Annotated in this window: 22 protein-coding genes; 11 read left to right on the top strand and 11 right to left on the bottom strand. The window is 70.9% G+C overall.

Going from position 1 to position 24,791, the window contains the following annotated elements; genetic code table 11:
• Positions 1-15: 15 nt before the first annotated feature.
• Complete coding sequence (locus tag ACKTSN_RS26260) at positions 16-930, bottom strand: SDR family NAD(P)-dependent oxidoreductase (RefSeq protein ID WP_409471356.1); 915 nt, start codon at positions 928-930, stop codon at positions 16-18.
• 83 nt (positions 931-1,013) lie between these two features.
• On the opposite strand from ACKTSN_RS26260, the gene ACKTSN_RS26255 reads away from it, so the two are divergent.
• Complete coding sequence (locus tag ACKTSN_RS26255; protein ID WP_409471355.1) at positions 1,014-1,940, top strand: cyclase family protein; 927 nt, start codon at positions 1,014-1,016, stop codon at positions 1,938-1,940.
• A 455-nt stretch (positions 1,941-2,395) separates the two neighbouring features.
• On the opposite strand, the gene ACKTSN_RS26250 is transcribed toward ACKTSN_RS26255, so the two are convergent.
• The 4 genes from ACKTSN_RS26250 to ACKTSN_RS26235 form a co-directional block, all read right to left on the bottom strand.
• Positions 2,396-2,878, bottom strand: a complete 483-nt coding sequence (locus tag ACKTSN_RS26250; protein ID WP_409474921.1) for an ATP-binding protein — start codon at positions 2,876-2,878, stop codon at positions 2,396-2,398.
• A 482-nt stretch (positions 2,879-3,360) separates the two neighbouring features.
• Positions 3,361-4,359, bottom strand: a complete 999-nt coding sequence (locus tag ACKTSN_RS26245; protein WP_409471354.1) for an acyl-CoA dehydrogenase family protein — start codon at positions 4,357-4,359, stop codon at positions 3,361-3,363.
• A gap of 1 nt (position 4,360) precedes the next feature.
• The gene (locus ACKTSN_RS26240; RefSeq protein WP_409471353.1) at positions 4,361-5,494 is read right to left on the bottom strand and encodes an acyl-CoA dehydrogenase family protein; all 1,134 of its coding nucleotides are present in this window, start codon (positions 5,492-5,494) and stop codon (positions 4,361-4,363) included.
• A complete protein-coding gene (locus ACKTSN_RS26235) occupies positions 5,494-6,687 on the bottom strand; it encodes an amidohydrolase family protein (RefSeq protein ID WP_409471352.1) in 1,194 nt (397 codons plus the stop codon). The genes ACKTSN_RS26240 and ACKTSN_RS26235 overlap by 1 nt, the downstream gene beginning before the upstream one ends.
• Before the next feature lie 146 nt (positions 6,688-6,833).
• Here ACKTSN_RS26235 and ACKTSN_RS26230 point away from each other — a divergent pair, with 146 nt between their 5' ends.
• The 4 genes from ACKTSN_RS26230 (at position 6,834) to ACKTSN_RS26215 (ending at position 11,298) form a co-directional block, all read left to right on the top strand.
• On the top strand, positions 6,834-8,384 hold the full coding sequence (locus tag ACKTSN_RS26230) for a class I adenylate-forming enzyme family protein (protein WP_409471351.1): 1,551 nt from the start codon (positions 6,834-6,836) through the stop codon (positions 8,382-8,384).
• 455 nt (positions 8,385-8,839) lie between these two features.
• A complete protein-coding gene (locus ACKTSN_RS26225) occupies positions 8,840-10,081 on the top strand; it encodes an IS256 family transposase (protein WP_409471350.1) in 1,242 nt (413 codons plus the stop codon).
• Between the two features lie 193 nt (positions 10,082-10,274).
• Positions 10,275-10,904, top strand: coding sequence for a hypothetical protein (locus ACKTSN_RS26220; RefSeq protein ID WP_409475130.1), 630 nt, complete (start codon positions 10,275-10,277; stop codon positions 10,902-10,904).
• A complete protein-coding gene (locus ACKTSN_RS26215) occupies positions 10,807-11,298 on the top strand; it encodes an RNA-guided endonuclease InsQ/TnpB family protein (RefSeq protein ID WP_409474920.1) in 492 nt (163 codons plus the stop codon). Before ACKTSN_RS26220 ends, ACKTSN_RS26215 begins: the two co-directional genes overlap by 98 nt.
• A gap of 127 nt (positions 11,299-11,425) precedes the next feature.
• On the opposite strand, the gene ACKTSN_RS26210 is transcribed toward ACKTSN_RS26215, so the two are convergent.
• Both ACKTSN_RS26210 and ACKTSN_RS26205 read right to left on the bottom strand, forming a co-directional pair.
• Complete coding sequence (locus tag ACKTSN_RS26210) at positions 11,426-11,938, bottom strand: EF-hand domain-containing protein (RefSeq protein WP_409471349.1); 513 nt, start codon at positions 11,936-11,938, stop codon at positions 11,426-11,428.
• Positions 11,939-12,081: 143 nt separating this feature from the next.
• Positions 12,082-12,462, bottom strand: coding sequence for an STAS domain-containing protein (locus tag ACKTSN_RS26205; protein ID WP_129797461.1), 381 nt, complete (start codon positions 12,460-12,462; stop codon positions 12,082-12,084).
• A 314-nt stretch (positions 12,463-12,776) separates the two neighbouring features.
• Between ACKTSN_RS26205 and ACKTSN_RS26200 the strand changes: the two genes are divergently transcribed.
• Positions 12,777-13,358 carry an RNA polymerase sigma factor gene (locus ACKTSN_RS26200; protein WP_409471348.1) on the top strand — a complete coding sequence of 194 codons (582 nt, stop codon included), beginning with the start codon at positions 12,777-12,779 and terminating at the stop codon, positions 13,356-13,358.
• Positions 13,355-14,830, top strand: coding sequence for a zf-HC2 domain-containing protein (locus tag ACKTSN_RS26195; protein WP_409471347.1), 1,476 nt, complete (start codon positions 13,355-13,357; stop codon positions 14,828-14,830). Before ACKTSN_RS26200 ends, ACKTSN_RS26195 begins: the two co-directional genes overlap by 4 nt.
• A gap of 126 nt (positions 14,831-14,956) precedes the next feature.
• On the opposite strand, the gene purU is transcribed toward ACKTSN_RS26195, so the two are convergent.
• Positions 14,957-15,838 (bottom strand): formyltetrahydrofolate deformylase, encoded by an 882-nt coding sequence (purU, locus tag ACKTSN_RS26190; protein WP_409471346.1) that lies wholly within the window; start codon positions 15,836-15,838, stop codon positions 14,957-14,959.
• Positions 15,839-15,897: 59 nt separating this feature from the next.
• Entirely contained in the window at positions 15,898-16,344 is a 447-nt protein-coding gene (locus ACKTSN_RS26185; RefSeq protein WP_409471345.1) for an SCO4402 family protein, read from the bottom strand.
• Positions 16,345-16,524: 180 nt separating this feature from the next.
• Here ACKTSN_RS26185 and ACKTSN_RS26180 point away from each other — a divergent pair, with 180 nt between their 5' ends.
• Complete coding sequence (locus tag ACKTSN_RS26180) at positions 16,525-17,832, top strand: ABC transporter substrate-binding protein (protein WP_409471344.1); 1,308 nt, start codon at positions 16,525-16,527, stop codon at positions 17,830-17,832.
• A gap of 26 nt (positions 17,833-17,858) precedes the next feature.
• Here the strand turns inward: ACKTSN_RS26180 and ACKTSN_RS26175 are convergent, their stop codons facing one another.
• Together ACKTSN_RS26175 and ACKTSN_RS26170 are read right to left on the bottom strand one after the other, a co-directional pair.
• A complete protein-coding gene (locus ACKTSN_RS26175; protein ID WP_409471343.1) occupies positions 17,859-19,727 on the bottom strand; it encodes a hypothetical protein in 1,869 nt (622 codons plus the stop codon).
• A gap of 200 nt (positions 19,728-19,927) precedes the next feature.
• Entirely contained in the window at positions 19,928-21,313 is a 1,386-nt protein-coding gene (locus ACKTSN_RS26170) for a transcriptional regulator (RefSeq protein ID WP_409471342.1), read from the bottom strand.
• 331 nt (positions 21,314-21,644) lie between these two features.
• Between ACKTSN_RS26170 and ACKTSN_RS26165 the strand changes: the two genes are divergently transcribed.
• From ACKTSN_RS26165 to ACKTSN_RS26155, 3 genes are all read left to right on the top strand, one after another.
• Positions 21,645-22,298, top strand: coding sequence for a bifunctional DNA primase/polymerase (locus tag ACKTSN_RS26165; RefSeq protein WP_409471341.1), 654 nt, complete (start codon positions 21,645-21,647; stop codon positions 22,296-22,298).
• Between the two features lie 115 nt (positions 22,299-22,413).
• Positions 22,414-23,205, top strand: a complete 792-nt coding sequence (locus ACKTSN_RS26160) for an ABC transporter ATP-binding protein (RefSeq protein ID WP_409471340.1) — start codon at positions 22,414-22,416, stop codon at positions 23,203-23,205.
• Positions 23,202-24,791, top strand: a complete 1,590-nt coding sequence (locus ACKTSN_RS26155; protein WP_409471339.1) for a transporter — start codon at positions 23,202-23,204, stop codon at positions 24,789-24,791. The genes ACKTSN_RS26160 and ACKTSN_RS26155 overlap by 4 nt, the downstream gene beginning before the upstream one ends.

Genomic DNA, 24,791 nt, shown 5'->3' with positions numbered 1-24,791 from the left:
ACGCATCCCCCCGAGCTACTGGGCGTTCGGCCGGCCCCCCTCTCGTGCCGCCCTCTCCATCCCCGCCAACTGCGACAGCATCGGCATCGGATCCACCCCCACCGTCCCCGGCAGGAAGTCCGCGATCCGTTCCGGCGTCCAGGAGCCCTCGGCGTACGCGGCGCGCAGCTCCCTCGGCTGGGCCCAGACGGCGATCTTCGGGCCGGCGATCGTGTACACCTGCCCGGTGATGCCGGCGTCCCGCGCCCGCTCCGACAGCAGGTAGGCCACGAGCGCGGCGACGTCCTCCGGCTCGCCGATCTCCGCCAGCTCCATCGGCACGTTCGCCGACATCCGCGTACGGGCCACGGGCGCCACGGCATTCGCGGTCACCCCGTACTTGTGCAGGCCGAGCGCAGCGCTCCGCACCAGCGAGATGATTCCGCCCTTGGCCGCGCTGTAGTTGGCCTGCGAGACGGATCCCTGGTGGTTGCCGCTGGTGAAGCCGATCAGGGTCCCCGACCGCTGCTTGCGCATCACCGCCGAGGCCGCCCGGAACACCGTGAACGTCCCCTTGAGGTGGGTGGCGACGACCGGGTCCCATTCCTCCTCGGTCATGTTGAACAGCATCCGCTCGCGCAGGATCCCGGCGACGCATACGACGCCGTCGAGCCGTCCGTACGACGACAGCGCCGCGTCGACCACCCGCTGACCACCGGCCATCGTGGAGATGTCGTCGGCCACCGCGACCGCCTCCCCGCCCGCCGCCTCGATCTCCTTGACCACGGCCTCGGCGACCTCGCTGGTCGGGGAGGCACCGTCGACGGCCACCCCGTAGTCGTTGACGACGACGCGCGCTCCCTCGGCGGCCGCCGCGCGCGCGACCGCCCGCCCGATGCCCCGTCCGGCCCCGGTCACGGCGACGACCTTGCCGGCCAAGAAGTTCCCCACGCCCGGCCCCTTCCCGCAGTTTCTGACGACCCGTTAGATTTTTGTCTCGCCAGACGCCTGGAGACAAGCCCCGGGGAGGGCTCATGTCACTGCCGGTCGAGTTCCACGACATCGCGGGGCGCGTGAACAACTGGGGCCGCTGGGGGGCGGACGACGAGCGGGGGACGCTCAACCTGATCACCGACGAGGTCGTCCGCGCGGCCGCCACCGAGGTCCGCACGGGACGCCGCGTCCCCCTCGCCCTGCCTCTGCAACAGGACGGCGTGCAGACCGGGATGATCCCCGGGCGGGTCAATCCCCTGCACGTCATGGTGCAGATCAACCAGGAGCTGTTCGGGCCCGGCACGGTCGCGTGCAGCGACGACGCCGTGACCATGGGCCTGCAGGCGGCGACCCACTGGGACGCGCTGACCCACGTCTCGCACTCGGGCAGGCTCTACAACGGCCGCCCGGCCGGCACCATCACCGCGCATGGCGGGGCGGAGTTCGGCGGCATCGACAAGGCGCGGCACATCGTCTCGCGCGGGGTGCTCCTCGACGTCGCCCGCGCGTGCGGGACGGACCGGCTCCCCGGCGGGCATGCGGTCACTCCGGAGGATCTGGACGCGGCCGAGGAACTCGCCGGTACGCGCGTGCGTGCCGGTGACATCGTTCTCGTACGGACCGGACAGGTGCAGGTCTGTCTCGCCGGTGACAAGCACGGATACGGGTATCCGTCGCCGGGTCTGTCGATCCGGACGCCGGAGTGGTTCCACGCGCGCGATGTGGCGGCCGTGGCGAACGACACGCTCACGTTTGAGATATTTCCGCCCGAGATCGAGAATCTCTGGCTTCCCGTGCATGCGCTGCACCTGGTGGAGATGGGGATGCCGCAGGGTCAGAACTGGAATCTCGAAAAGTTGTCCACAGCCTGTGGAGAAACGGGCCGCTACACATTCCTGCTGTCGGCGATGCCCGAACCGTTCGTCGGCGCGACGGGGACGCCGGTGGCGCCGGTCGCGATCCTGTAGGTGACCCCCGGACGAGTCCGGCTGGCGACGCGACAGCGCCCGCCCCGAGCACCGCACCACGCGCCGCCATCCGACTCCGGCGTACCCTCCCCCGCTCTCGGCCTTTGCTCGAGCGGGAGGGATCCCCATCGGCCCCTCTTGGCCCTGGGAGAACCGACGCCGAATCGCGACCCGCACTCGTCGAGGGCTCCCGCCACCGAAACCCTCGTCGTCCCCTCGCGGCGAATCGCTGACCAACAGCGTGATCAACCCGTCACGTGACGTCAACACCCGTTCGGAGATTTACGACTTACGCCCTTTTTGACGCAGGCGCGCATGGAAGCACATCCGGGCGCGCCACCTCTCACCCGCCCCGAAAAGCCCGGCGCCGCTGCAACCGTGCCCCCGACTTGCCCCGCCCCTGACCCGACCTGACCCGACCTTTGCGGAAACCGGCACAACCGGACCCGGTCGCCTCACACCGCCTCGTAGGCCAGCCCCTCGTACCCTTCGAAGCCCTCGTACCCGGAAGCCTGGCCGCCCCCGCATGCCACCGCGGCCGTCCGGGACTCGGCGCAGCGGTCCAGTTCGCACCAGATGCGCTTGCCGGCGCCCTCGGGGCTCCAGCCCCAGCGGTCGGCGAGGCCGTCGACGAGCGCCAGGCCACGGCCGCCGGTCTCTTCACCGTCCACCCAACGGGGCAGCGGGGCCCGTGTGCTGCCGTCGGCCACCTCCAGGCGGACGGTGGCCGGTTCGGCGGTCGGCTGGGGCAGGGACAGCCTCAGAACGGCCGGACAGCCGGTGTGCACCACGGCGTTGGTGACCAGTTCGGAGACGAGCAGGACCAGGGTCTCGGCAAGCGGTTCGTCGGCCTCTATACCGGACCCGGCGAGCCGTGAACGCGTCCATCTGCGGGCGCGCCCCACTTCCGCGGGGTCGGGCCGGATCTCCAGCTGCACTTGAAGCACCTGCACCGCTCACACCATCCGAACCGGTGGACACAAAGGCTCGCGCCTCACGAGGGCCACGATCGTAGCCATTTTCTGCATGACCAGAACAACAGCGAGGGCAGGGTTCACGGAACGTGATTCCCTTATGGACCAGCATGGTTGACGTACAGTCACCCCAGCAAGCGCTTCGGGCATATTCCAGCGCGAAGGAGTACCTGTGCGGCATACTGTGCGACGCTCGTCGCGAGGGGTCGAACAGGCGGTGGAACAGGGCCTTCCCGCCGGGCGAGCAGCGGCGCACACTGCTGGATCCGGAGCCGCCCCAGGGGCAACACCGGCACAGCTCGCGCTCGGAACCACTCGCACCCCACACAAGGTACCGGAGCGGACCTTCGACTCCGGGACGTGACGAGTCACACCTGGGACACAAGGCGATATCAACGCTCAGTGACACCGGTATGCCACAATCCGCGACACGCGCGGCGGCCTGTTCACCGAGTCCGCAGCCCAGCTCCGTGTCCGTCCACCCCGGTTGCCAGGTCCTGCGCCAAGAAATCCTCACTCTCCGTGCCGCCACCCACACGATGGGTTCGCACCCAGGCGCGCTTCAGATGCAGATGCACCTCCGCCTCCCAGGTGAAGCCCATGCCGCCGTGCACCTGGAGGCAGTCGCGGGCACCGCGCACGGCCGCCTCGTCGGCGAGCAGCCGGGCCGCGGCGATGTCCACGGGGTCGGCGGTGACGGCCGCCGCGTACACGGCGGCGCGGGCCACCTCCACGCGGACCAGCATCTGCGCACACAGGTGCTGTACGGCCTGGAAGGCGCCGATCGGACGCCCGAACTGCTCGCGGGTACGGGCGTGTTGCACTGCGAGCTCACAGGTGCGGGCGGCGCTGCCGAGCTGCTCGGCGGCGGTCAGAAGCACGGCCGTCGGATCCGCCGCGCCCAGAGGCGCCGGCTCCGCGTGCGGGGGCGTGCGCGAACCCTTCGCCCCAGGCGGCCTCGCCGCGCCGCGCACGCCTGCCACCACCGCGGCCCCGGCCGCCTCCGGCACACGGTGCAGCGGCGTGAGCGGGTCCACCGACCGTAGTGGTACGGCCCCGTGCGCGTTCCCGCGCACGACGTCGGCCTGCGTCAGCCACTCCACCAGCCCGCTGCCGTCGACCGCCGCCACGACGACCGACCCGTCGGCCGCTCCCGGCACCGCGCCCGCCGCGAGATGTGTGGCCAGCAACGGGCCCGGCAGCAGGACCCGTCCGGCCTCCTCGAAGGCCAACACCGCCTCGGCCGACCCGAGTCCGACCCCGCCGTCCGCCTCGGGCAGTCGTAGTGCGAAGAACCCCGCCGCACCCAGCTCGCGCCACAGCCCCCGGTCCAGGACGGGCGCTTCCACGGCCGCCCGGAGCGCCTCGCCGTCGAAGCGCCGCGCGAGCAGTTGCCGTACGGTGTCCCGCAAAGCCCGCTGTTCCTCGGTCAGTTGGAAGCGCACGTCAGCGTCCCTTCGGCAGCCCGAGGATCCGTTCGGCCACGATGCTGTGCTGGATCTGCGAGGTGCCGGCCGCGATGGTGTACGACAGCGACGACAGCCGGTCGAGCACCCAGGGCCGGTCCAGGTCGAGCGACTCGGCGCCCAGGACGTCGGCCGTGGCGTCGTACAGCTCCTGACGCGCGTGTGAGTACCTCAGTTTGAAAACCGAACCCCCCACGCCGGGCACCCCGCCCGACGCCTCCGCCTCGCTCACGTTCCACTGGGTCAGCCGCCACAGCGCCCGGAACTCCGCGTTCAGCCGCCCGAGTCGCCGCCGCAGCACCGCATCGTCCCAGCGTCCGTTCGCGCGCGCCTGCCGGGCCAGCTCCCCCAGTACGCGCCGACCGGCCACCACCTCGCCCACGAACGCCGTCCCCCGCTCGAACGACAGCGTCACCATGGTCACCCGCCAGCCGTCGTTCTCGTCCCCGACCCGGTTGGCGACCGGCACGCGCACGTCGTCGAGGAACACCTCGGCGAACTCGGCCGACCCCGCGAGCGTCCGCAGCGGCCGTACGGTGATGCCCGGCGCGTCCATGGGCATGGCCAGCCAGGTGATCCCACGGTGCCTGGGCGCCGTCGGGTCAGTCCGCACCAGCAGTTCGCACCAGTCGGCGACTTCGGCGTGCGAGGTCCAGATCTTGGACCCGCTCACCACGTAGTCGTCGCCGTCCCTACACGCGCGCGTGCGCAGGGCCGCGAGGTCGGATCCGGCGTCCGGTTCGCTGAAGCCCTGGCACCACACCTCCTCGCCGCGCAGGATGGGCGGCAGCCAGCGCGCCCGCTGCCCGGCCGTGCCCTCGGCCGCGATGGTCGGCCCCGCGTGCAGCAGCCCGACGAAGTTGGCCCCCACATAGGGGGCGCCCGCCTTTTCCGTCTCCTCCAGGAAGATCAGCCGCATGGTCGGGGAGGCGTCCCAGTGGACGTCGGCGTATCCGGCGTCGTACAGCATCCGCTGCCACCCGAGGTCATAGGCCCGCCGGGCGGGCCAGTCCTCGGGGGACGGTTTCGGCGGCAGCGTGGGCAGCACCTTGCCCAGCCACTCCCGCAGGCGCTCCCGGAAGTCCTCCTCCTCGGGCGTGTACGACAGGTCCATCAGCGGTCCAGGTCGAGATCCAGCATGCGGATCGCGTTGCCCCGCATCAGCTTGTACACCGTCTCGTCGTCGAGGCCCTTGACGTGGTCGAGGGCCACCTCCCTGGTGTGCGGGAAGGTGGAGTCGACGTGCGGATAGTCGGTTTCGAAGGTGGCGTTGTCGCGCCCCACGACGTCCAGCGAGGCGATGCCGTGCTTGTCGCGGAAGAAGCAGCAGTAGATCTGCCGGTAGTAGTACGTCGACGGCGGCTCCGGGACGGTGTCGCGGACGCCGCCCCAGGCGCGGTGCTCCTGCCAGACGTCGTCGGCGCGTTCCAGGGCGTACGGGATCCAGCCCATCTGCCCTTCGGAGTAGGCGAGCCTGAGCGTCGGGAACTTCACGAGCACGCCGCTGAACAGGAAGTCCATCATCGAGGCCATGGCGTTGTTGAAGGACAGCGAGGCCTGGACGGCGGGCGGGGCGTCCGGGGACGCGGCCGGCATCTGCGAGGACGAACCGATGTGCATGTTGACGACCGTCCCGGTCTCCTGGCAGACCGCGAAGAACGGGTCCCAGTAGCCGGAGTGGATGGACGGCAGCCCCAGACAGGTGGGGATCTCGGAGAAGGTCACCGCCCGCACTCCGCGGGCCGCGTTCCGCCTGATCTCCTCCACCGCCAGCTCGACGTCCCACAGCGGGATCAGGCACAGCGGGATGAGCCGGCCGCCGCTGTCCCCGCACCACTCCTCGACCATCCAGTCGTTGTAGGCGCGCACACAGGCCAGCGCGACCTCCTTGTCGTGCGCCTCGGCGAAGGTCTGCCCGCAGAAGCGCGGGAAGGTCGGGAAGCAGAGGGACGCCTCGACGTGGTTGAGGTCCATGTCCCTGAGCCGCTCGGCGGGGTCCCAGCAGCCCGGCCGCATCTCCGCGCGCATGATGCCCTCCAGGGTCATCTCGTCGCGGTCGAAGCCGACGGCGGCGATGTTGCGCTTGTACGGGAACTTCAGGTCCTCGTAGATCCACCAGTCGGTGGGCGGGCCGTCCGGGTCCATGGTGATCTGGTACTTGCCGCCGACGTAGGCGAGTTCGCCGATCCCGGCGGTGAGGGGCTTGGGGCCGCGGTCGCGGTACTTCTTCGGCAGCCAGGTCTCGAAGAGGTGCGCGGGTTCGATCACATGGTCGTCGACGCTGATGATGCGGGGCAGTTCGGTCATGGGTCCCCTCCGCGGAGATACGTATCTGATGCACCGTCAGATAGCGCGCTGAGGGAAGGCTAGTCCCGCACCCCTGGACCGACAAGGCACCGGGCCCTACGCTCACCCCACTATCTGACTAGTCGTCAGCTTGGCAGGGGGCCGACGTGAACGACACCGCGCACGCGCTCAGCACCTCCCGCACCCTCTGGGACCTGCTCGTCCGCCGCGCCGACCGCACCCCCGAGCACCCCGTCCTGCTCCAGGACGACCGCTCGGTGAGCTTCGGCGCTCTGCGCGAGAGCGCCGAGCGGGCGGCGGCCGGTCTGTACGGCATGGGGGTGCGCCCCGGCACCGTCGTCGCCTGGCAGCTGCCCACCCGCATCGAGACGGCGGTGCTGTCCTTCGCACTGGCCCGCCTGGGCGCCGTACAGACGCCGCTCATCCCGTTCCTGAGGGACCGCGAGGTCGGCTTCGCGCTGCGGGAGTCGCGGGCCGAGTACCTCGCCGTACCGGGCGAGTGGCGCGGCTTCGACCACACGGAGATGGCGCGCCGGCTCGGCGCGAAGGGGATCTTCGAGGCGTACGACGACCTGCCCGACGGCGATCCGGCCGTGCTGCCCCCGCCGCCGGCGCAGGGCACGGAGGTCCGCTGGATCTACTGGACCTCCGGCACGACCTCCGAGCCCAAGGGCGTCCTGCACACGGACCGTTCGCTGATCGCGGGCGGCTCCTGCCTGGCGCACGCCCTGCGGCCCACCGCCGGGGACGTGGGGTCGATCGCGTTCCCGTACGCGCACATCGGCGGCCCCGACTACATGGTGATGCTGCTGCTGTACGGCTTCCCCGCGGTGCTGGTCGAGCAGTTCGCGCTGCCTCAGGCGCTGGCGGTGTACCGCAGGCACGGGGTGACGCTGGCGGGCGGGTCGACGGCGTTCTACTCGATGTTCCTGGCCGAGCAGCGGGGGCAGCCGGACACGCCGGTCGTGCCGACCCTGCGGCTGCTGGCCGGCGGCGGGGCACCGAAACCACCGGAGGTCTACCACGCCGTCGTACGCGAGATGGGGGTGCAGCTCACCCACGGGTACGGGATGACCGAGGTCCCGATGATCACGATGGGGGCGCCGGACGACACGCCCGAGAACCTGGCCACCACGGAGGGACGCCCGCCGGACGGCATGGAGATACGGATCGTGGACGGGGAGGTGCGGCTGCGCGGGGAGGCCGTGTGCCGGGGCTATCTGGATCCTGCGCAGACAGCGGAGGCCTTCGACGCGGAGGGCTTTCTGCGCACCGGCGACCTCGGGCATCTGACGGAGAGCGGGCATCTGGTGCTCACCGGCCGCCTCAAGGACGTGATCATCCGCAAGGGCGAGAACATCTCGGCCAAGGAGATCGAGGACCTGCTGCACCGGCATCCGGCGGTCGCGGACGCGGCGGTGATCGGGCTGCCGGACGCCGAACGCGGTGAGCGGGTCTGCGCGGTGGTCGAACAGCCGCCGGGGGCCGATGCGCTGACCCTGGAGGCGGTGACGTCGCATCTGCGCGCGGAAGGGCTGTCCGTGCACAAGCTGCCGGAGCAGCTGGAGGTGGTGGACGCCCTTCCGCGGGGCGAGACGCTGCGCAAGGTGCTCAAGTACAAGCTGCGCGAACGCTATATGGACCGTCGGCAGTACTCCGCCCTTCAGGGCGGGGGTATAGCCGACTCTCCTGCGTAGCGGGGCAGGGAAACGGCCGTGGTACGGGTGAGCTCGCGTATTCAACTGTCACCAGTTCTCCGAGGGGTCCAGCCTGGTGGTGACCGCCAGTGGTCTCCAGAGGCGTATCGGCTCCAGGTGCCTCCGGCCTCGGAGGCCAGCTTGGCCGTGGTAACCCGGTGGTAGCTCAGGGCCTCCGCGACGACCGGGGCGGGCATCTCCAGCACGTGCTGCCGGATCGCAGCGGTGCGGCCGGCGGTGGTGGGGATGCCGAGGTCGTTGAGGAGGGCCGCAAGGAAGTCGGGATGCAGCGGTTGCCCGGCTCGGCGGGATGGCGTCCCGCTTCGTGGTGTAGCCGATCAAGGCTAGGGCGTGCGCCGGGGGCGTGTGCTGACAGGGATTCCGCTCCCTGCCCAGCAGGCGGGCCACCTGCAACTCTCCTTGGTAAACGGCCAGTTCAACCCGGGAGGTGCGCGGTGGCCCTGTCCCGGTCTGACCTACTCCGCCTACTGGAGTCACTACGTTCGGCGGACGGGCTCGAACTCGTCCGCTCGGTGGCCGAGCGGATGCTCCAGGAGCTGATCGAGGCCGAGGCGAGCGCGGGGATCGGCGCGGAGTGGAACGAACACACCGACACGCGCACCGCCCTGCGCAACGGGCACCGGGACAAGACACTGACCACACAGGCCGGCGACCTGGACCTGGCCATACCCAAGCTGCGCTCGGGCAGCTTCTTCCCCAGCCTGCTGGAGCGCCGCCGCCGCATCGACCAGGCCCTGTTCGCCGTCATCATGGAGGCGTACGTCCACGGAGTGTCCACCCGCTCGGTCGACGAGCTGGTCAAGGCCCTTGGCGCGGACAGCGGGATCTCCAAGAGCGAGGTCTCGCGGATCTGCGCCGACCTGGACACCCAGCTGACCGCTTTCCGCACCCGGCCCCTGGACCACGTCCGGTTCCCCTACGTCTCCTTGGACGCGACGTACTGCAAGGCCAGGGTCGCGCACCAGATCGTCTCCCGAGCCGTGGTGATCGCCACCGGCATCACCGAGGACGGCGGACGCGAGGTGCTGGGGGTAATGGTCGGCGACAGCGAGACCGAAGTGTTCTGGACCCGGTTCCTCCGCCACCTGCGCGAACGCGGCCTGAACGGGGTCCGGCTCGTGCTCGGCGACCACCACTCGGGCCTGGTCAAGGCGATCCGCAAGGTGATGATCGGCGCCTCCTGCCAACGTTGCCGGGTGCACTTCCTGCGCAACGTCTTCGGCGTGATCCCGAAGGACGCCGCCGAGATGGTCGCCGCCACCATCCGCACCATCTTCGCCCAGCCCGACCAGGCCGCCGTCCGCGGCCAGCTCGACACGGTCGCTGACATGCTCGGCGCGCAGTTCCCCCAGGTCAAACAGATGCTCCTGGAGGCCAAAGACGATCTGACGGCCTTCGCGGCCTTCCCGGAACGCCATTGGAAGAAGATCCAGTCCACAAATCCACTGGAGCGGGACAACCGAGAAATCAAGCGTCGCGTCGACGTCGTCCAGGTCTTCCCCAACGACGACTCGCTGCTGCGGCTGGTCACCGTCGTGCTCTTCGAGATGCACGACGAGTGGATCGCCTTCCCCCGCCGTTACCTCCCCGAGGGCAGCATGGACCAGATCTACCCCGCCGAGCCCCCCGAAAGCGCTCCCGAACTACCCAACACCACCAGCACAACGGCCGATTGATCGGCTACACCACGACAAGGGACACGACCCGCAATGGCTCGGCGAGCGGAACAGCACTCTCGCGTCCTGCGGCCAGCCCGACATCGACGCTTGGTGGGCCGAGAACACAGAACACGGCCGCAACTGCCTGAGGTCCTTCCTCAATTGGGCCATGCAGGGCCGCCACTGCCGACGCGCCCTCTCCATCCCCGCGATGAAGAATTCCCGGCGAGCCGCACTGAGCGAGGACGAACGCCTCGACGCCCTTGGCCGACTGCTGACCGATGCGGAGATGCCGATGCGTCTTCGCGTCGCGGGAGTCATCGTGCTCCTCTACGCGCAGCCCGTGAGCCGCATCATCCGGCTCACTGTCGACGACGTGATCCTCGACGGCGAGACCGTGCTGCTACGGCTCGGTGAGCCCGCCTCGCCCGTTCCCGCACCGGTCGCCTCTCTGCTGCTGGAGTACACCAACAACCGCGACAACATGAACACGGCCACAAACCCGGCGAGCCGTTGGCTGTTCCCGGGCCGCCGGGCAGGCCAGCCGGCCCGCCCCGACCACCTGTCCGCGCTCCTCCACGACATCGGAGTCCCGGCCGCCGCCGCCCGCGGCGCTGCCATCCGCCAGCAGCTCCTTGAACTGCCTGCCCCCGTCGTTGCGGACGCTCTCGGCTACCACGACAAAACCACCAGCCGCCTCCTCAGGGAGACCGGCGGAACTTGGAGCCGATACGCCTCGGGGGATCACGCAAGGTCACAAGCTCAGCCGGTGCGCCAAGGGCAGCAACAACCGGCGCAAGGCCAAGCTCGCCGTCGCCAAGATCCATGCCCGCATCGCTGATCAGCGGCGCGACTTCATCGAGCAGGAAACCATCCAGATAGCCCGCGAGAGCCAAGCGGTCTACCTGGAGGACCTGAACGTGAAGGGCATGGCCTCGGCGAAGGGCAAGCGTGGCAAGAGCGTCCACGACCAGAGCTTGGGCATGTTCGCCCGCACCCTCGAAGCCAAGTGCCGCAGGTACGGCCGTGGCTTCGTGCGCGTGGACCGCTGGTTCCCCAGCACCCAGCTCTGCTCGAATTGCGGTGCCCTCACCGGCCCGAAGGGCATCACCCAGCTCGGCATCCGCAAATGGACCTGTGCCTGCGGGGCCGTTCACGACCGGGACGGCAACGCCGAAATCAACCTCCGGCACGAAGGGCGCCGACTCCTCGCCGCAGGGCCTGCGGAGAGGTAAAACGCCTGTGGAGCCCGTGTAAGACCCGGCAAGCCGGGCGGTGGGTGATGAAGCAGGAACCACCCGAAGGCCGCCACCCAACAACGGCGGCCAGGCGGGAACCTCCCGGCTTCAACCGGAAGAGAGGTCAATCGGGCACGGTGAAGTAACGGGCGAAGGCGGGCACGATCTCCACCTCGCTCACCTTGCCGTCACCGTCCGTGTCGAGCGCGGCGGCCGCGGAGTGCGCGATGTTCTCCGGCACGCCGAGCACCTTCAGAACACGTGCGGTGGCCGCGACGGTGGCGGCTCCGTCGCCGTCGGTGTCCGCCACGGCGATGGCGGCGTGCAGGAACGGGCGGGCGATCTCGGCGAACCGGTCCGGGTTGTCGCGCAGTCGCTTGACCGCGCCGTTCACGAACTCCTCGCGGGTGATCCGCTGGTCACCGTCCCGGTCCGCAATCCCGGCCATGCCCTGCCAGAAGGCCTCGGCGCCGACGTACAGCGCCTGCCCCTTGTCGGACCGGGCCGCGGTGCCGAACTCCGCGAGCAGCGCCTTGGCCGCACCGCTGAAGTCCTCGCGGTCGATGTAACCGTTGCCGTCCTGGTCGAAGGTGGCGAACCGGGCCGCAATCCTGCGCTCGTACTCGCTGCTGACCATGTCTTTTCGGGCCGCCTCACGTCATCTCGGGGTGCATCTCGCACGGAGCGTACGACGTCGGGGGCGGTCCCGGAGCGGGAAACCGACGGTTGTGCCAAGACCGGGGGAATTCTGGAACAACGATGTGAACGACGTGACAGGCGTCACGCCGAGAGGGGACGCGCCTCGTCGGACGTCGCGGACGGCAGATCCGCGTGCACGTCGAACAGCCTGCGCACACCCAGCGCGCCGAGGACACGGTTGACATGGGAGCCGTCGGCCGCCCCCTGAGCCGGAAGTATCAGACGGAGCCGTCCCTGACAGGAGCGCAGCAGACGGCGGGCGGCGATGAGCACGCCGACACCGCTGGAATCGCAGAACCAGACCTCGGAGAGGTCGAGGACGAGACTGTGGCGGCCCTCGGCCACCAGGTCGTGCACCCGCTGACGCAACACGGGTGACGTCACCAGGTCCAGCTCGCCCGACACCTGGAGCACGGCCCATCGGCCCTGCTCGCCGCCGGTCACATTGAACGCCACCACCATGCCCTTCGCTCGCCGAAACGGAAGCAACTCCTACACTTCCTCGCAGCGCGGCTGCCCAGCGGCCGTTCCCTGAAACACCTCACTGAAAACGAAATCCGAACGAAAAAGGCTTGTTTCAGTCGCAATCGATCCTGTTCGATCAGGCCTGAGCGCATGGTGACGGGGTAGACGCGGCGTAAGTCCACTATCACCAGCGGCTTGTCGGGGAGCGCACATTGCCACAAAGGGGCGTGCGCTGTCGGACGTGCCGACTACATTCGAGGTGGCGACGGACACACGCTGAACACCGGGACGGAGCACGGGGAGGGGGCCGCATGGCGAAGAAGGACGCACCGCCCCGCTGGGACCGCAAGATGCAGCAGCGCCTCGCCCGCGGTGAGGCCGCCGCCCTCGGTGAGCTCTACGACCGGTTCGCCTCCCTCGTGCACGGCCAGGCCCACCGTGTGCTCGGCGACGAGCACGCCGCCGACGGCATCACCCGTGAGGTCTTCGCCCACCTCTGGGAGCACCCGGAGGCCTACGACCCCAAGCAGTGCCCCCTGCGCTCCTGGGTCGCCGCGCTGACCCACCGGCTCGCCGTGCAGCGGCTGCGCGCCACCGAGGCCGCCGCGCTCGCCGAGAGCGGCCACGACTCCTTCGAGGACCTGGAGCGCAAGGTCCGCCACGCCTACGTCGCCGCCCGTGCCGACTACATCGTCCAGTCCATGCCGGCCCCGCTGCGCGCCGCCCTGGAATGTGCCTACTTCCAGCGCCGCGACTACCGCCAGACCGCGACCGACCTCGGCGTCACCGAGGACGAGGCCCGCCACAGGCTCCGCCTCGGCCTGCAACTGCTCTCCACCGCCCACGACGCCGGCACACCCGGGGCGCCGCCGGGATACGGGGGTGCGGTGTGACGGAGGCGGACCGCTTCGGGGCGTACGACGAGCATGAGAGGTTCGGGGAGCAGGAGGACGACGGGAACTACGAGGAGTACGGCGAACACGAGAGGTACGGCGGACACGAGGAATACGACGAGCACGGCGATTCCGGCAACGGAAAGAAGGACGACCCGGACCTGGACCCGCCCCACGGCATCCGGGACGGCGGCTCCTCCCAGGGGCCGGCCGGCCCCGGCGACGGCGACGACCACGCCCCTGGACCCGGCCGGCAGCCGCCCCGCATACCCATGCCGCGCGCCTCGGTCGAGGACGGCGGACGGCCGCTGCCCGCCCTCGACGACCTGCGGGCGGCCATGCCGGAGCCCGCGCCCCTCGTACTGGAACACCACGTCCTGAAGTCCCTCCTCGGAGCGTGGGCGCTGGCCGCCTGCTCGGCCGAGGAGACGGCGGCCGTCGAGGAACACCTCGGCACCTGCGGAAGCTGCGCGGACGAGGCACGACGGCTGCGCGAGGCGGTCGGCCTGCTGCAGCGCCCGGACAGCCTCGACCTCGACCCCGGCCTGCGCGCCCGCGTCCTGGCCGCCTGCCTCGACCGGCGGCCACCGCGCATCCCGGTTCCCGAGTGGGCGAGGCCGTACGACGCCGAGAGTGCGCGGCTCGACGCCCTGCTGCAGGACTTCGGGGACTCCGAGTGGCACGCGCCGGTACGGCTGCGCTGGTTCGACGGTGCGCAGGCCCTGAGCCGCCGCACCACCGTCGCGGGAGTCATCGCACACCTGCTGGCGGTCGACGGCATCGTCGCGCTCGCCCTCGGGCTCGACGACCCTCTCGGCGACACCGACGCCGATGCTCCGACGCCTGCCGGCCGCACGGAGGCGTACTGGCGTGCCTCGCACTTCCCGCCGACCCGCTCGGTGCGGGGGTCCTGGCGGGAGCAGAGCCACGGCATCGTGCGGACGGTGTCCTTCACCGGCGGCGGCGCGGGGAAGCTGGCGGTGTCGTACGGCGACTTCGAGCTGCCGCTGCACGACGCGATGATCGACCGGGCGTTCGAGTGCTGGGTGCATGCGGAGGACATCGCGGACGCGGTGGACTACCCGTACGAGCCGCCGTCCCCGCGCCATCTCCACCGCATGATCGACCTCGCGGCGCGACTGCTGCCGGGTGTGCTGGCCGAGCGGCGCCGATCCGGTCTCGCCGCGCCCGCCCGCACGCCGCGGCGGCTCGTACCGGCCGGTGAGCCCGGCCGGACCCTGCGCCTGGAGATCGAGGGCTCCGGGGGCGGGGAGTGGCTGATTCCGCTCGACTCGCCGGCGGCGGTGGGCTCCGCGGAGCACGAGGTGGCCCATGTCGCACTGGACGGCGTCGAGTTCTGCCGACTGGCCGCGGGCCATGTTCCTCCGGAGGAGGCGGCAGCGGGGCAGGTCGGTGACCGGGAGGCGATCAAGGATGTGTTGCTTGCGGCGGCGGCGTTGAGCCGGATGTAGGCCGACGCCCGTTGATCCGTGTCCGGCGTTGGCGCTGGGTGGGGGTGCGCAGCCCGGCGCTTACGGGGTGCCACCCGCGCCCACCCGTGCCGCCCTAGGCGGCACGACTGCCCGCAGCTGACTCGGCTACGCGAACACGACCGTCCGACGCCCGTTCAGCAAAATCCGGCGCTCCGCGTGCCACTTGACCGCCCGCGCCAGCGCCTGGCACTCCACATCCCGCCCGATACCGACCAGCTGCTCCGGCGTGACGCCATGGCCGACCCGCTCGACCTCCTGCTCGATGATCGGCCCCTCGTCAAGGTCCGCGGTGACGTAGTGCGCGGTCGCACCGATCAACTTCACGCCCCGAGCATGCGCCTGGTGGTACGGCTTCGCGCCCTTGAAGCTCGGCAGGAAGGAATGGTGGATGTTGATGATCCGCCCGCTCAGCTGCTTGCACAGGTCGTCCGAGAGGACCTGCATGTAGCGGGCCAGCACGACCAGCTCCACACTCTCCGAGTTCACGATCTCCAGCAGCCGCGCCTCGGCCTCGGCCTTGTTGTCCTTCGACACCGGAATGTGGTGGAAGGGAATGTCATAGGAAGCCACGAGCTCGGCGAAATCGGTGTGATTGGACACCACCGCCGCGATCTCCACCGGCAGCGCCCCGATCCGTGCCCGGAACAGCAGGTCGTTCAGGCAGTGCCCGAACTTGCTGACCACCAGCAGGACCCGCATCTTCTCCTCGGCCCGGTGGATCTGCCAGTCCATCCGGAAGGAGTCACCGATCGCCGCGAAGCTGGCCCGCAGCTTGTCCACCGTCACCGGAGCATCCGCCGAGAAGTGGACGCGCATGAAGAACAGTCCCGTGTCGTGGTCACCGAACTGCTGACTGTCCTCGATGTTGCAGCCGGTCATGAACAGGTAGCTCGACACGGCGTGCACGATGCCCTGCTTGTCGGGGCAGGACAGGGTGAGGACGTACTGGTCGGCCGGGGCCGCGGGTCGGTTGGACTGCTCGTTCATGCAGGACAGGGTCCCACACCGAGCTCGGCACCGGGCAAGTCGTCCGGCGGTCGGACGAGCTACGCCGACCGCGTGAGTATCCGCAGCACCTCGAGCGTGCGGGGCGGCGCGTCCGGGTCCTCGCCGTCGCTCACCGCCATCCGCACATGGGCGTCCCGCGCGGCCCGCACCGCCTCCGGCCACGCCGGGTGGTCGACGTAGGAGGACACCGGCGCGTCCGGCCCGACCTGGTGCATGATCCGCAGCACCCGCAGTACGGCGGTGTCGACGAGCGCCGCCTCCTGCGAGTCGCGGAAGATCGTGCCGACGTACTTCTCGGCGGACCAGTGGTCGAGCCAGGTGTCCTCGACGAGCCGGTACACGGCGTCGGTGACGTCCCCGTACCCCTCGACGTCCGCCAGCCAGACGTCCCGCTGGAACGCCGGATCGGAAAGCATGTGCAGCGCGGAGCGCACATTGCTGCGCCAGCGCCACCACGGCATGTCGTTCAGAGGCATGTCGCCCATGGTGGATGAGCGACGCCCGCGGCGGGAAGAGTTCGCCGAACCTTGTACACCTTGCACGGTCATCGATCGTACGTTCCTCGCCACCCGCCGTTCACCGCGCCCCGCAATTCACCTTTACGTCACCAGGCGTTGACCAAGGGTCACTCCTGGGTTAGCAATGTGTCGGAATCGTGCGGGTGCATGACCGGCAGGCGACGCATCCGCAGCACCTTCCTCCCCGCCCTCATCAGGCGGCCCGCCCGAGCCATCCGCACAGCGGGCGCCCTGGTGGTGTGCGCGTCGCTCGCCGTCGGTTGCGGGATCGTCCCCGGCACGGGGGGTGCCGGGGACGATCCCATCACCGTCATGACGTGGGCGCCGCAGAAGACCAACGCCACCAACAAGCCCGGCATGCCGGCCCTCGCGCTCGCCTACGCCCGCCACGTCAACTCCCACGGCGGCATCAACGGCCGCAAGCTCCGGGTCCTGCTCTGCAACGACCACAACGACAGCGTGGACGCCGCCAAGTGCGCCCGCCGTGCGGTCAAGGAGAAGGCCGTCGCGGTCGTCGGCTCCTACAGCCAGTACGCCGACTCCTTCTTCCCGATCCTGGAAGGTGCGGGCATACCGTACATAGGCGGATACGGCATCACGAACGGCGAGTTCACCAGTCCCCTGTCCTACCCCGTCAACGGCGGCCAGCCCGCGCTGCTGGCCGGCCTCGGCAGGGAGCTCGCCAGGACCTGCGGTCCGGTCGCGCTGGTCCGGCCCGACACCATCGCGGGCGACGAACTGCCCACCCTGATCAACTCGGGCCTGCGGGTGGGCGGCCACAGCACGGCGAGCGACCTGCGCGCCGCGGAGGACGCCACCGAGTACTCCACGCCTTCTGAGCGGGCGCTGGACCAGGCCACGACGGACCTGACGGAGACGGGCTGCGTGGTGCCCGCGCTCGGCGACCGCACCAGCACCTTCATGGACTCCTTCCGGCGCGCCCGTGAGAACTACCCCGAGGTGCGGACCGACACCGTCCTCGGCAGTGTCGACCAGACGGTCATCGACGCGACCGGCGGCGCGTCGAGCCCGTACGAGGGGGCGTACATCACCGGCTGGTACCCGGTGGAGACCGACAAGCGCTGGGACGGGATGAAGAAGGTGATCCGCGAGCAGGCCTTCACCGACACCCGCATCGACCCCGCGGACGCCGGAGTGCAGACCACCTGGATCGCGTACACCGCCCTCGAGGCCGTGGTGAAGTCGCTCGGCGACAGCGACGTGACCGCCGACTCCGTACGGCGCACCCTGGACGACGGTTTCAAGGTCACCACGGGCGGGCTCACGCCGACGCTGCAGTGGCAGTTCCAGGACGTGCTGGCCTCGGTGGGCTTCCCACGGCTGGTCAACACCGACGTGACCCTTCAGGTCGTGCGGGACGGCCAGCTGGTCGCGGCCCGCAAGGACGCCATCGACGTGACGAAGACCCTGCAAGGCGCCGACGCGAACAACTGAGCCCGCGGTGGCGCCCCGCGCCGGTCTCACAGCTGGATCGGGAGGCGCTCGGTCAGGCCGTACGTCTTCGCGATCGCGTTCCACAGCTTGGCCGCTTCCGCCTTCTGCGTGCTGGCGGTGCCACTCTCCCGGTTGCCGGCGGCGGTCTGACCGGTGCTGCGGGCCTGGCCCTTCTTGCAGAGCTTGCCCCGCTGGCCGGCGACCTGGTCGGCCCACGCGGCGTAGTGGTTGTCGGCGGCGGCGGACGCCTTCCACGCCTTGTTCAGGGCGGCGGTCAGCGCCGCGTGGTTGGGCAGCTTGTCGACGGACAGCTCGGACAGCTGGGTGACCAGGCCATTGCGCTGCCCGGCCGCGTCCCGCAGGTCCTTGGCCGCCTGGGCCAGGTTGCTGCAGGACTTCACGTCGTTGACCGCGTTGATCACCATGGTCCGGCTGTCGCCGCTGTCGGCGAGCAGCTTGTCCAGAGCGATGGCCTGCTGTTCAGCGGGATCGACGGACGGCGAGGCGGATGTCTCGCCGGTCGCGGGCGCCGTGGCGGAGACGGTCTTGGGGTCCTTGTCCTCCTCGCCGCCCCCGGTGGCCAGCAGCGCGCCGGCGCCGATGCCCACCACGGCGATGCCGATGCCGCAGGCCGCGATGAGCGGCACGCGCGAGCCGGGACGGCCACCGCGGCCGCCGCCGTCCCGGGCCGCACGCCGGCCACCGGCCGGGCCGGGACCGTCGTACGGCGGCTGCGCGGCGTGGCCCGTCGGCTGCGGCTCCTGGAAGCGGGGCAGCTGCTGCGTCGCCGCGGCCGGACTGTCGCCGCCCGGCCCGCCGCGGAAGAGGTTGTCGAACTCGGCGGGCGGCTGCCGGTCCCCATACGGGGCACCGGGCGTCTGACCGGGCACGGGCGCGATGTACTGCGTGGCCTCGGCGTCGGGACCGGACGCCGACGGCAGCGGACCGGGCGCACTCCGGGCCCGCCCCAGGTACTGAGTCGTCTCGGACACCCCCTCGCCAGCCCCCCCGGCCGGCATCTCCGGCGGCAACGCCCCCGGCCCGACCGGCGGCAGGTACTGCGTCGCCCCCTCGTCCCCGCCCGCGGCAACGGGCGGCAGATACTGCGTGGCCCCTTCGTTCCCGGGCGCGGACGCGACGGGCGGTATGTACTGGGTGGCACCTTCGTCGGGGCCGGAGGCGGGCGGCAGGGCGGCACCGTGCGCGGGCCGCCGGTGAGCGCCGTGCCCGGCGGGCGGCTGAGGATCGCCGTATCCGGCAGACGGCTGGTGCGCGCCCTGTCCGGTAGACGGCTGGGGGCCGTCGTGCGTGCCGGGCGGCAGGGGGACGCGGGGGCCTGCAGGGGGCAGAGGGGCGTTCTGGCCCTGCGGGTGGGCGGGGCCGCCGAGGTTGGTGGGCGGCATGGGGGTGCCCTGACTTGTGGGTGGCAGCGAGGCGCCTGTGCCGCTCGTCGGCGTGGAGTACGCCTCCCCTCCGGCGCCGGGGGTCGGGTACGTGCCGTATGCGCCCTGCGCGTCGGTGCCGTACGCCTGGCCTGGTGCCCCCTCGGGTGGGAGCGGGCCCGGCTGGGACGGTACGGCCGACGAGGTGTCCGGTGTGACCCAAGGGGCCGACTCCGGTGTGGCCCACGGCTCCGTGGGCGGCGTCTGCCAGCCCTGGCCCGGCGGCGGGGCCTGGTGCTGGTCGGGGCCCCACGGCTGACCCCAGGCCTGGCCGCCGGGCGGGGCCGAGGCCGGGATCCGACCGCCGGGGGCAGCCTGCTGCGGGCCGGCAGGCCGGTCGGCGGGTCCGCCCGTCATGCCCGGCAGCAGCGGCTCGCCACCGTCGGAGGGCAGCACGATGCCTTCGTGCGCGGGCCGCGCCGAGGGCTCCTCGCCCTGTCCACTCTGCGTCACCGGGACTCCTACGAATGGGGGACCTTCGGAATCGTCGGCTCACGCTACCGGGTCCCCGGAGCCCGGTGCCACGCAGCACAGGACCTGACCTCCTGCCCTGTGACCGCGGTAACAAAACCGGCCCGCGGCACGCTGTTCATGCCACCTCCCGCTCGCCACCCCCTCGTTTCCCGCACGTTCACGCACGCGCAGGGCACCTGTCACGCTGCCGCCTGCAGCTCCAGCCGCGCCCCGAACTCCCGCACCACGGCCTCCTCCTGGAACGGCTCCAGCCGCTGCTGGAAGTCCTCCAGGTACTCGGCGCCCCGGTTGGAGCGCAGGGTCTCCAGGAGGTCCACGGCCTTCAGTCCCGTATGGCAGGCCTGCTCGATCTCACGCTGCTGCACCTGCGCTGCGGCGAGCAGCACATAGCCGATGGCGCGCCTGCGGGCCCGGGACTCGGGGTGCCCGTCGAGGGACTCCTGCGCGTAGCGCGCCGCCGCCTCGGCCCGGCCCAGGTCTCGGTGGCAGTGCGCCAGCTCGTCGGCGAGGTAGGCCTCGTCGAAGTGCGCGATCCACGCCGGGTCGTCCCCGGAGGCGGCATCCGCCTGCTCCATGGCGCTCACCGCGCGCCCGGCCGCCGACTCGGCGGCCCGCGCATCGCCCATCAGCGCGTGCCCGCGTGCCTCCGCCGCGTGGAACATCGCCTCCGCGCGCGGGGTCACGCGCCCGCGCGCCCCCTCCTGCGCCGCCCGCGCCAACTGCGCGATCTCGCGCGGGTTCCCGAGCTGCGCGGCGAGGTGGCTCATGGACGCGGCGAGCACATACCCGCCGTATCCGCGGTCGCCGGCGGCCTGCGCCAGCCGCAGCGCCTGGATGTAGTAGCGCTGGGCGAGCCCGGGTTGCCCGGTGTCGACGGCCATGTACCCGGCGAGCTCCGTCAACCGCGCGACGGATGCGAAGAGTTCACGCCCGACGGCCTCCCGGTAGGAGCCGGCGAGCAGCCCGGAGACCACGCTGTTGAGGTAGTGCACGACGACCGGGCGTACATGCCCGCTGCCGTACTGGTGGTCCAGGTCGACCAGTGCCTGCGTCATCGCACGCACCGCGGCGACGTCGGACTGGCCCACGCGCGGTCCCGCCGCACGCGCCACCTGCGCGTCGGGCGCGGAGATCAGCCAGTCACGGCTCGGCTCGACCAGCGCGGAGGCGGCGACGGAGGAGCCGGACAGGAAGTCCCGGCGGCCCACGTCACTGCGCCACAGCTCACACACCTGCTCGATGGCTCCCAGTACCGTCGGCGAGAACTGGAGGCCGACGCCCGAGGCGAGGTTCTTGCCGTTGGCCATGCCGATCTCGTCGATCGTGACCGTACGGCCGAGTTTGCGGCCGAGCGCCTCGGCGATGATCGCCGGGGCCCGTCCGCGCGGCTGCTGTCCGCGCAGCCAACGGGCCACGGACGTCTTGTCGTAGCGCAGGTCGAGACCGTGCTCGGCGCCGCACATGTTGACCCGGCGGGCCAGCCCGGCGTTCGAGCAGCCCGCTTCCTGGATGAGCGCCTGCAGCCGTTCGTTCGGCTGCCGTGCAACGAGAGGCCTTGCGGCCATTGGCGTACCCCCTGTGGCTGCGGTGCCTGCCCACGCACCGAGTTGGTCGGTCTTCCCTGACCGGAACTTCCGCTTTCGTCAGAGGCGGCACATTCCGTCCGTGAAGATCAATGCCCCGCGGACCTGCGCAAAATGCGAGTCATGCGAGGTTTACTGAGGATTGCCGGGGCGATGGCGGGTGCCATCCCCACACCTGGCTACCCAGCTCCCACCGCGGATCCTCCCGCGCGCCCCCACACGTGCATCCATGCGCCCCGAACGGCGAATCAATGCTCCTCTCCCGCGCGCGGACTGGCCGTAACCCCAGGTTGGTGCGGGAGTTGAGTGGAGCGTGGAAGAGACGATCCCGGCCACCGAAGCCGCCCAGATTCCGAAGCAGCGCGGGGAATCGCTGCTGGACACCGCCGTTCGCTACGCCGAGGAGCGCCACTGGGACGTGTTCCCGGGTACCTGGCTGGAAGCCGTCGACGGGGTGCAGCGCTGCTCCTGCGGTGACGCCGCGTGCGGTGCGCCCGGAGCGCATCCGACGCGCCCGGACTGGGAGACGCTGGCGACGGGCAGCGCGACCGTCGCACGCCGGATGTGGCAGAAGCAGCCGCATGCGTCGATCCTGCTGCCGACGGGCCGTACGTTCGACGCGATCTGCGTGCCGGAGACGGCCGGGTTTCTCGCGCTGGCCCGGATGGAGCGGATGGAGCGGACGCTCGGGCCGGTGACGTTGACGCCGGATCGGCGGATGCAGTTCTTTGTGCTGCCGGGTGCGTCGGTGAAGGTGCCGGACCTGGTGCGCAAGCTGGGGTGGTCGGTTTCCTCGCTCGATCTCGTGGCGTTGGGCGAGGGGGCGTGGGTGGCTGCGCCGCCTACCCGGTTCGGGTCGCGGGGGGCCGTGCAGTGGGCCTGCCGGCCTACGGCTGCGAATCGGTGGTTGCCGGATGCGGAGGAGTTGGTCTCGCCGTTGGCCTATGCGTGCGGGAGGGATCGGTAGCGGTTCGCCTACGGAGCTGCCTGGTTGGTCTTCTCTGGCGTCTGCGGGTTGTCTTTGGCTGGTCGCGCAGTTCCCCGCGCCCCTTAGGGCGTTGTTCCACCCGTAGGGTTTCAGCATGACCAAGGGAGCAAAGACGGGGGCGGCCGCCGTGCGTGTGCGGGGGCTTTGGAAGCGGTTCGGGGAGCAGGTTGCTGTCGGGGGGATCGATCTGGAGCTGCCTGCGGGGCGGTTCATCGGGCTTGTCGGGCCCAACGGGGCCGGGAAGACCACCACGCTGTCGATGGTGACCGGGCTGCTGCGGCCCGATCAGGGGAGCGTCGAGGTCGTGGGGCACGACGTGTGGCGGGACCCGGTGGAGGTGAAGGCCCGGATCGGGGTGCTGCCCGAGGGGCTGCGGCTGTTCGAGCGGCTGTCGGGGCGGGAAATCCTGGCGTACACGGGCCGGCTGCGCGGACTGCCCGGCGCCGAGGTCGACAAGCGGGCCACCCAACTGCTGGACGTCCTCGACCTGGCGGGCGCCCAGCACAAGCTGGTCGTCGACTACTCGACCGGTATGCGCAAGAAGATCGGGCTGGCGTCCGCGCTGCTGCACAATCCCGAAGTGCTCTTCCTCGACGAGCCGTTCGAGGGCGTCGACCCGGTGTCCGCGCAGACCATCCGGGGCGTGCTGGAGCGGTACACGGCCTCCGGCGCCACCGTCGTCTTCTCCTCACACGTGATGGAGCTCGTGGAGTCGCTGTGCGACTGGGTGGCTGTCATGGCCGCCGGGCGGATCCGTGCCCACGGGCCGCTCGCCGAGGTCCGCGGCGATGCCGCCACCCTCCAGCAGGCCTTCCTCGAACTCGTCGGCGCGGGCGTCCGCGATGCCGGCTCCGACCTCGACTGGCTCGGCGGCGGCGCGCGATGAGCACCGTCACCGGCACTCTGGTCCAGCTGAAACTGTCCCTGCTGCGCAACGGGCTCCGGCAGTCCGCCGGCCGGCGCGCCGCCTACATCGCTTCGGCGGTCGTCACGCTGCTCTTCGCCGCGCTGCAACTGCTCGGCCTGGTCATGCTGCGCGGCAACGCGCACGCCGACGCCGTGGTCGTCCTGCTGGTGGCGGTGCTGGCGCTGGGCTGGGCGGTGATGCCGCTGTTCTTCCCGGGCGGCGACGAGACCCTCGACCCCACCCGGCTGGTGATGCTGCCGCTGCGGCCCCGGCCGCTGGTGCGGGCGCTGCTCGCGGCCTCGCTGGTGGGGATCGGGCCGCTGTTCACGGTGTGCCTGTTCGCCGGTTCGGTGATCGCCGTGGCGCGGGGGGCGGCGGCGTACGTCGTCGGTGTGGTCGCCGTCGGGCTGGCGCTGCTGGTGTGCGTGGCCCTCGCACGGGCCGTCGCCACTGCCAACATCCGGCTGCTGACCAGCCGCAAGGGCCGCGATCTGGCGGTGCTGAGCGGGCTGGTCATCGCGGTCGGGGCACAGGTCGTCAACTTCGGGGCGCAGCGCCTTGGTTCGTCCGGGCTCGGACAGCTCGCCCCGGCAGCCGACGTGCTGCGCTGGGTGCCGCCCGCCTCGGCGATCGGGGCGGTGGACGCGGTCAGCGAGGGGTCGTACGGAATCGCGGCAGCCCAACTCGTGCTGTCTGTCCTGGCGTTGGTGGCACTGCTGGCGATGTGGGCGCGGCATCTGACCCGGCTGATGACCTCACCGGACGGATCCACCCTCCAGGCCGCCGGCGACACCACCGTCCGCGACCGGCCGTCGACGGGCCTCGCCCGGCTGCTGCCCGCCGGACGCACCGGCACCGCCATGGAGCGCAGCCTGCGTTATGTGTGGCGCGACCCCAAGACCAAGGCGGCCTGGGTGACGTCGCTGGCCATCGGGCTGATCGTGCCGGTGTTCAATGCGTTGCAGGGCACCGGCTCCATCTACTTCGCCTGCTTCGCCGCCGGCATGCTCGGCATCCAGATGTACAACCAGTTCGGCCAGGACACGTCCGCGTTCTGGATGGTGGCCATGACCATCTCCTCGACGCGTGACGCCTATGTCGAACTGCGCGCGCGGGCCCTCGCCCTGCTGGTGATCACGCTGCCGTACGCCGCGCTCGTCACCGTCCTGACGACGGCGATGCTCGGCGACTGGGCCAGGCTGCCCGAGGCGCTGGGGCTGTCCTTCGCCCTGCTCGGCGCGATGCTGGCGACCGGCGCCTGGACGTCGGCGCGCTTCCCGTACTCCATCCCGCAGGAGGGCTACAAGAACGTCGCCCCCGGGCAGGCCGGGCTCGCCTGGATCGCGATCTTCGGCGGGATGGTGGCCGCGGCCCTGCTGTGCGCCCCTGTCATCGCCGTGACGATCTGGATCAACACCAGCGCGGGCGGGGACGCGTGGAGCTGGCTGCTGCTGCCGGTGGGCACCGTGTACGGGGCGGCGATCGCGTATCTGGGGCTACGCCTGGCGGCGCCGCGCACGGCAGAACGGCTGCCGGAGATCCTGACGGCGGTCAGCAAGGGGTGA

The sequence above is a fragment of the Streptomyces flavusporus genome (assembly GCF_046267975.1).
GTDB classification, from domain to species: Bacteria; Actinomycetota; Actinomycetes; order Streptomycetales; family Streptomycetaceae; genus Streptomyces; species Streptomyces flavusporus.
Note: the sequence above shows the minus strand (reverse complement) of the source record. Positions and strands in the feature narration are given on the sequence as shown.

Coding starts and splice junctions, on each gene's coding strand:
- ACKTSN_RS26240 (WP_409471353.1), bottom strand. CDS start 5,494: ATGGACCTGTCGTACACGCCCGAGGAGGAGGACTTCCGGGAGCGCCTG.
- ACKTSN_RS26210 (WP_409471349.1), bottom strand. CDS start 11,938: ATGGTCAGCAGCGAGTACGAGCGCAGGATTGCGGCCCGGTTCGCCACC.
- ACKTSN_RS26255 (WP_409471355.1), top strand. CDS start 1,014: ATGTCACTGCCGGTCGAGTTCCACGACATCGCGGGGCGCGTGAACAAC.
- ACKTSN_RS26185 (WP_409471345.1), bottom strand. CDS start 16,344: ATGGGCGACATGCCTCTGAACGACATGCCGTGGTGGCGCTGGCGCAGC.
- ACKTSN_RS26170 (WP_409471342.1), bottom strand. CDS start 21,313: ATGGCCGCAAGGCCTCTCGTTGCACGGCAGCCGAACGAACGGCTGCAG.
- ACKTSN_RS26200 (WP_409471348.1), top strand. CDS start 12,777: ATGGCGAAGAAGGACGCACCGCCCCGCTGGGACCGCAAGATGCAGCAG.
- ACKTSN_RS26205 (WP_129797461.1), bottom strand. CDS start 12,462: ATGGTGGTGGCGTTCAATGTGACCGGCGGCGAGCAGGGCCGATGGGCC.
- ACKTSN_RS26180 (WP_409471344.1), top strand. CDS start 16,525: ATGACCGGCAGGCGACGCATCCGCAGCACCTTCCTCCCCGCCCTCATC.
- ACKTSN_RS26220 (WP_409475130.1), top strand. CDS start 10,275: ATGAAGAATTCCCGGCGAGCCGCACTGAGCGAGGACGAACGCCTCGAC.
- purU (WP_409471346.1), bottom strand. CDS start 15,838: ATGAACGAGCAGTCCAACCGACCCGCGGCCCCGGCCGACCAGTACGTC.
- ACKTSN_RS26160 (WP_409471340.1), top strand. CDS start 22,414: ATGACCAAGGGAGCAAAGACGGGGGCGGCCGCCGTGCGTGTGCGGGGG.
- ACKTSN_RS26155 (WP_409471339.1), top strand. CDS start 23,202: ATGAGCACCGTCACCGGCACTCTGGTCCAGCTGAAACTGTCCCTGCTG.
- ACKTSN_RS26235 (WP_409471352.1), bottom strand. CDS start 6,687: ATGACCGAACTGCCCCGCATCATCAGCGTCGACGACCATGTGATCGAA.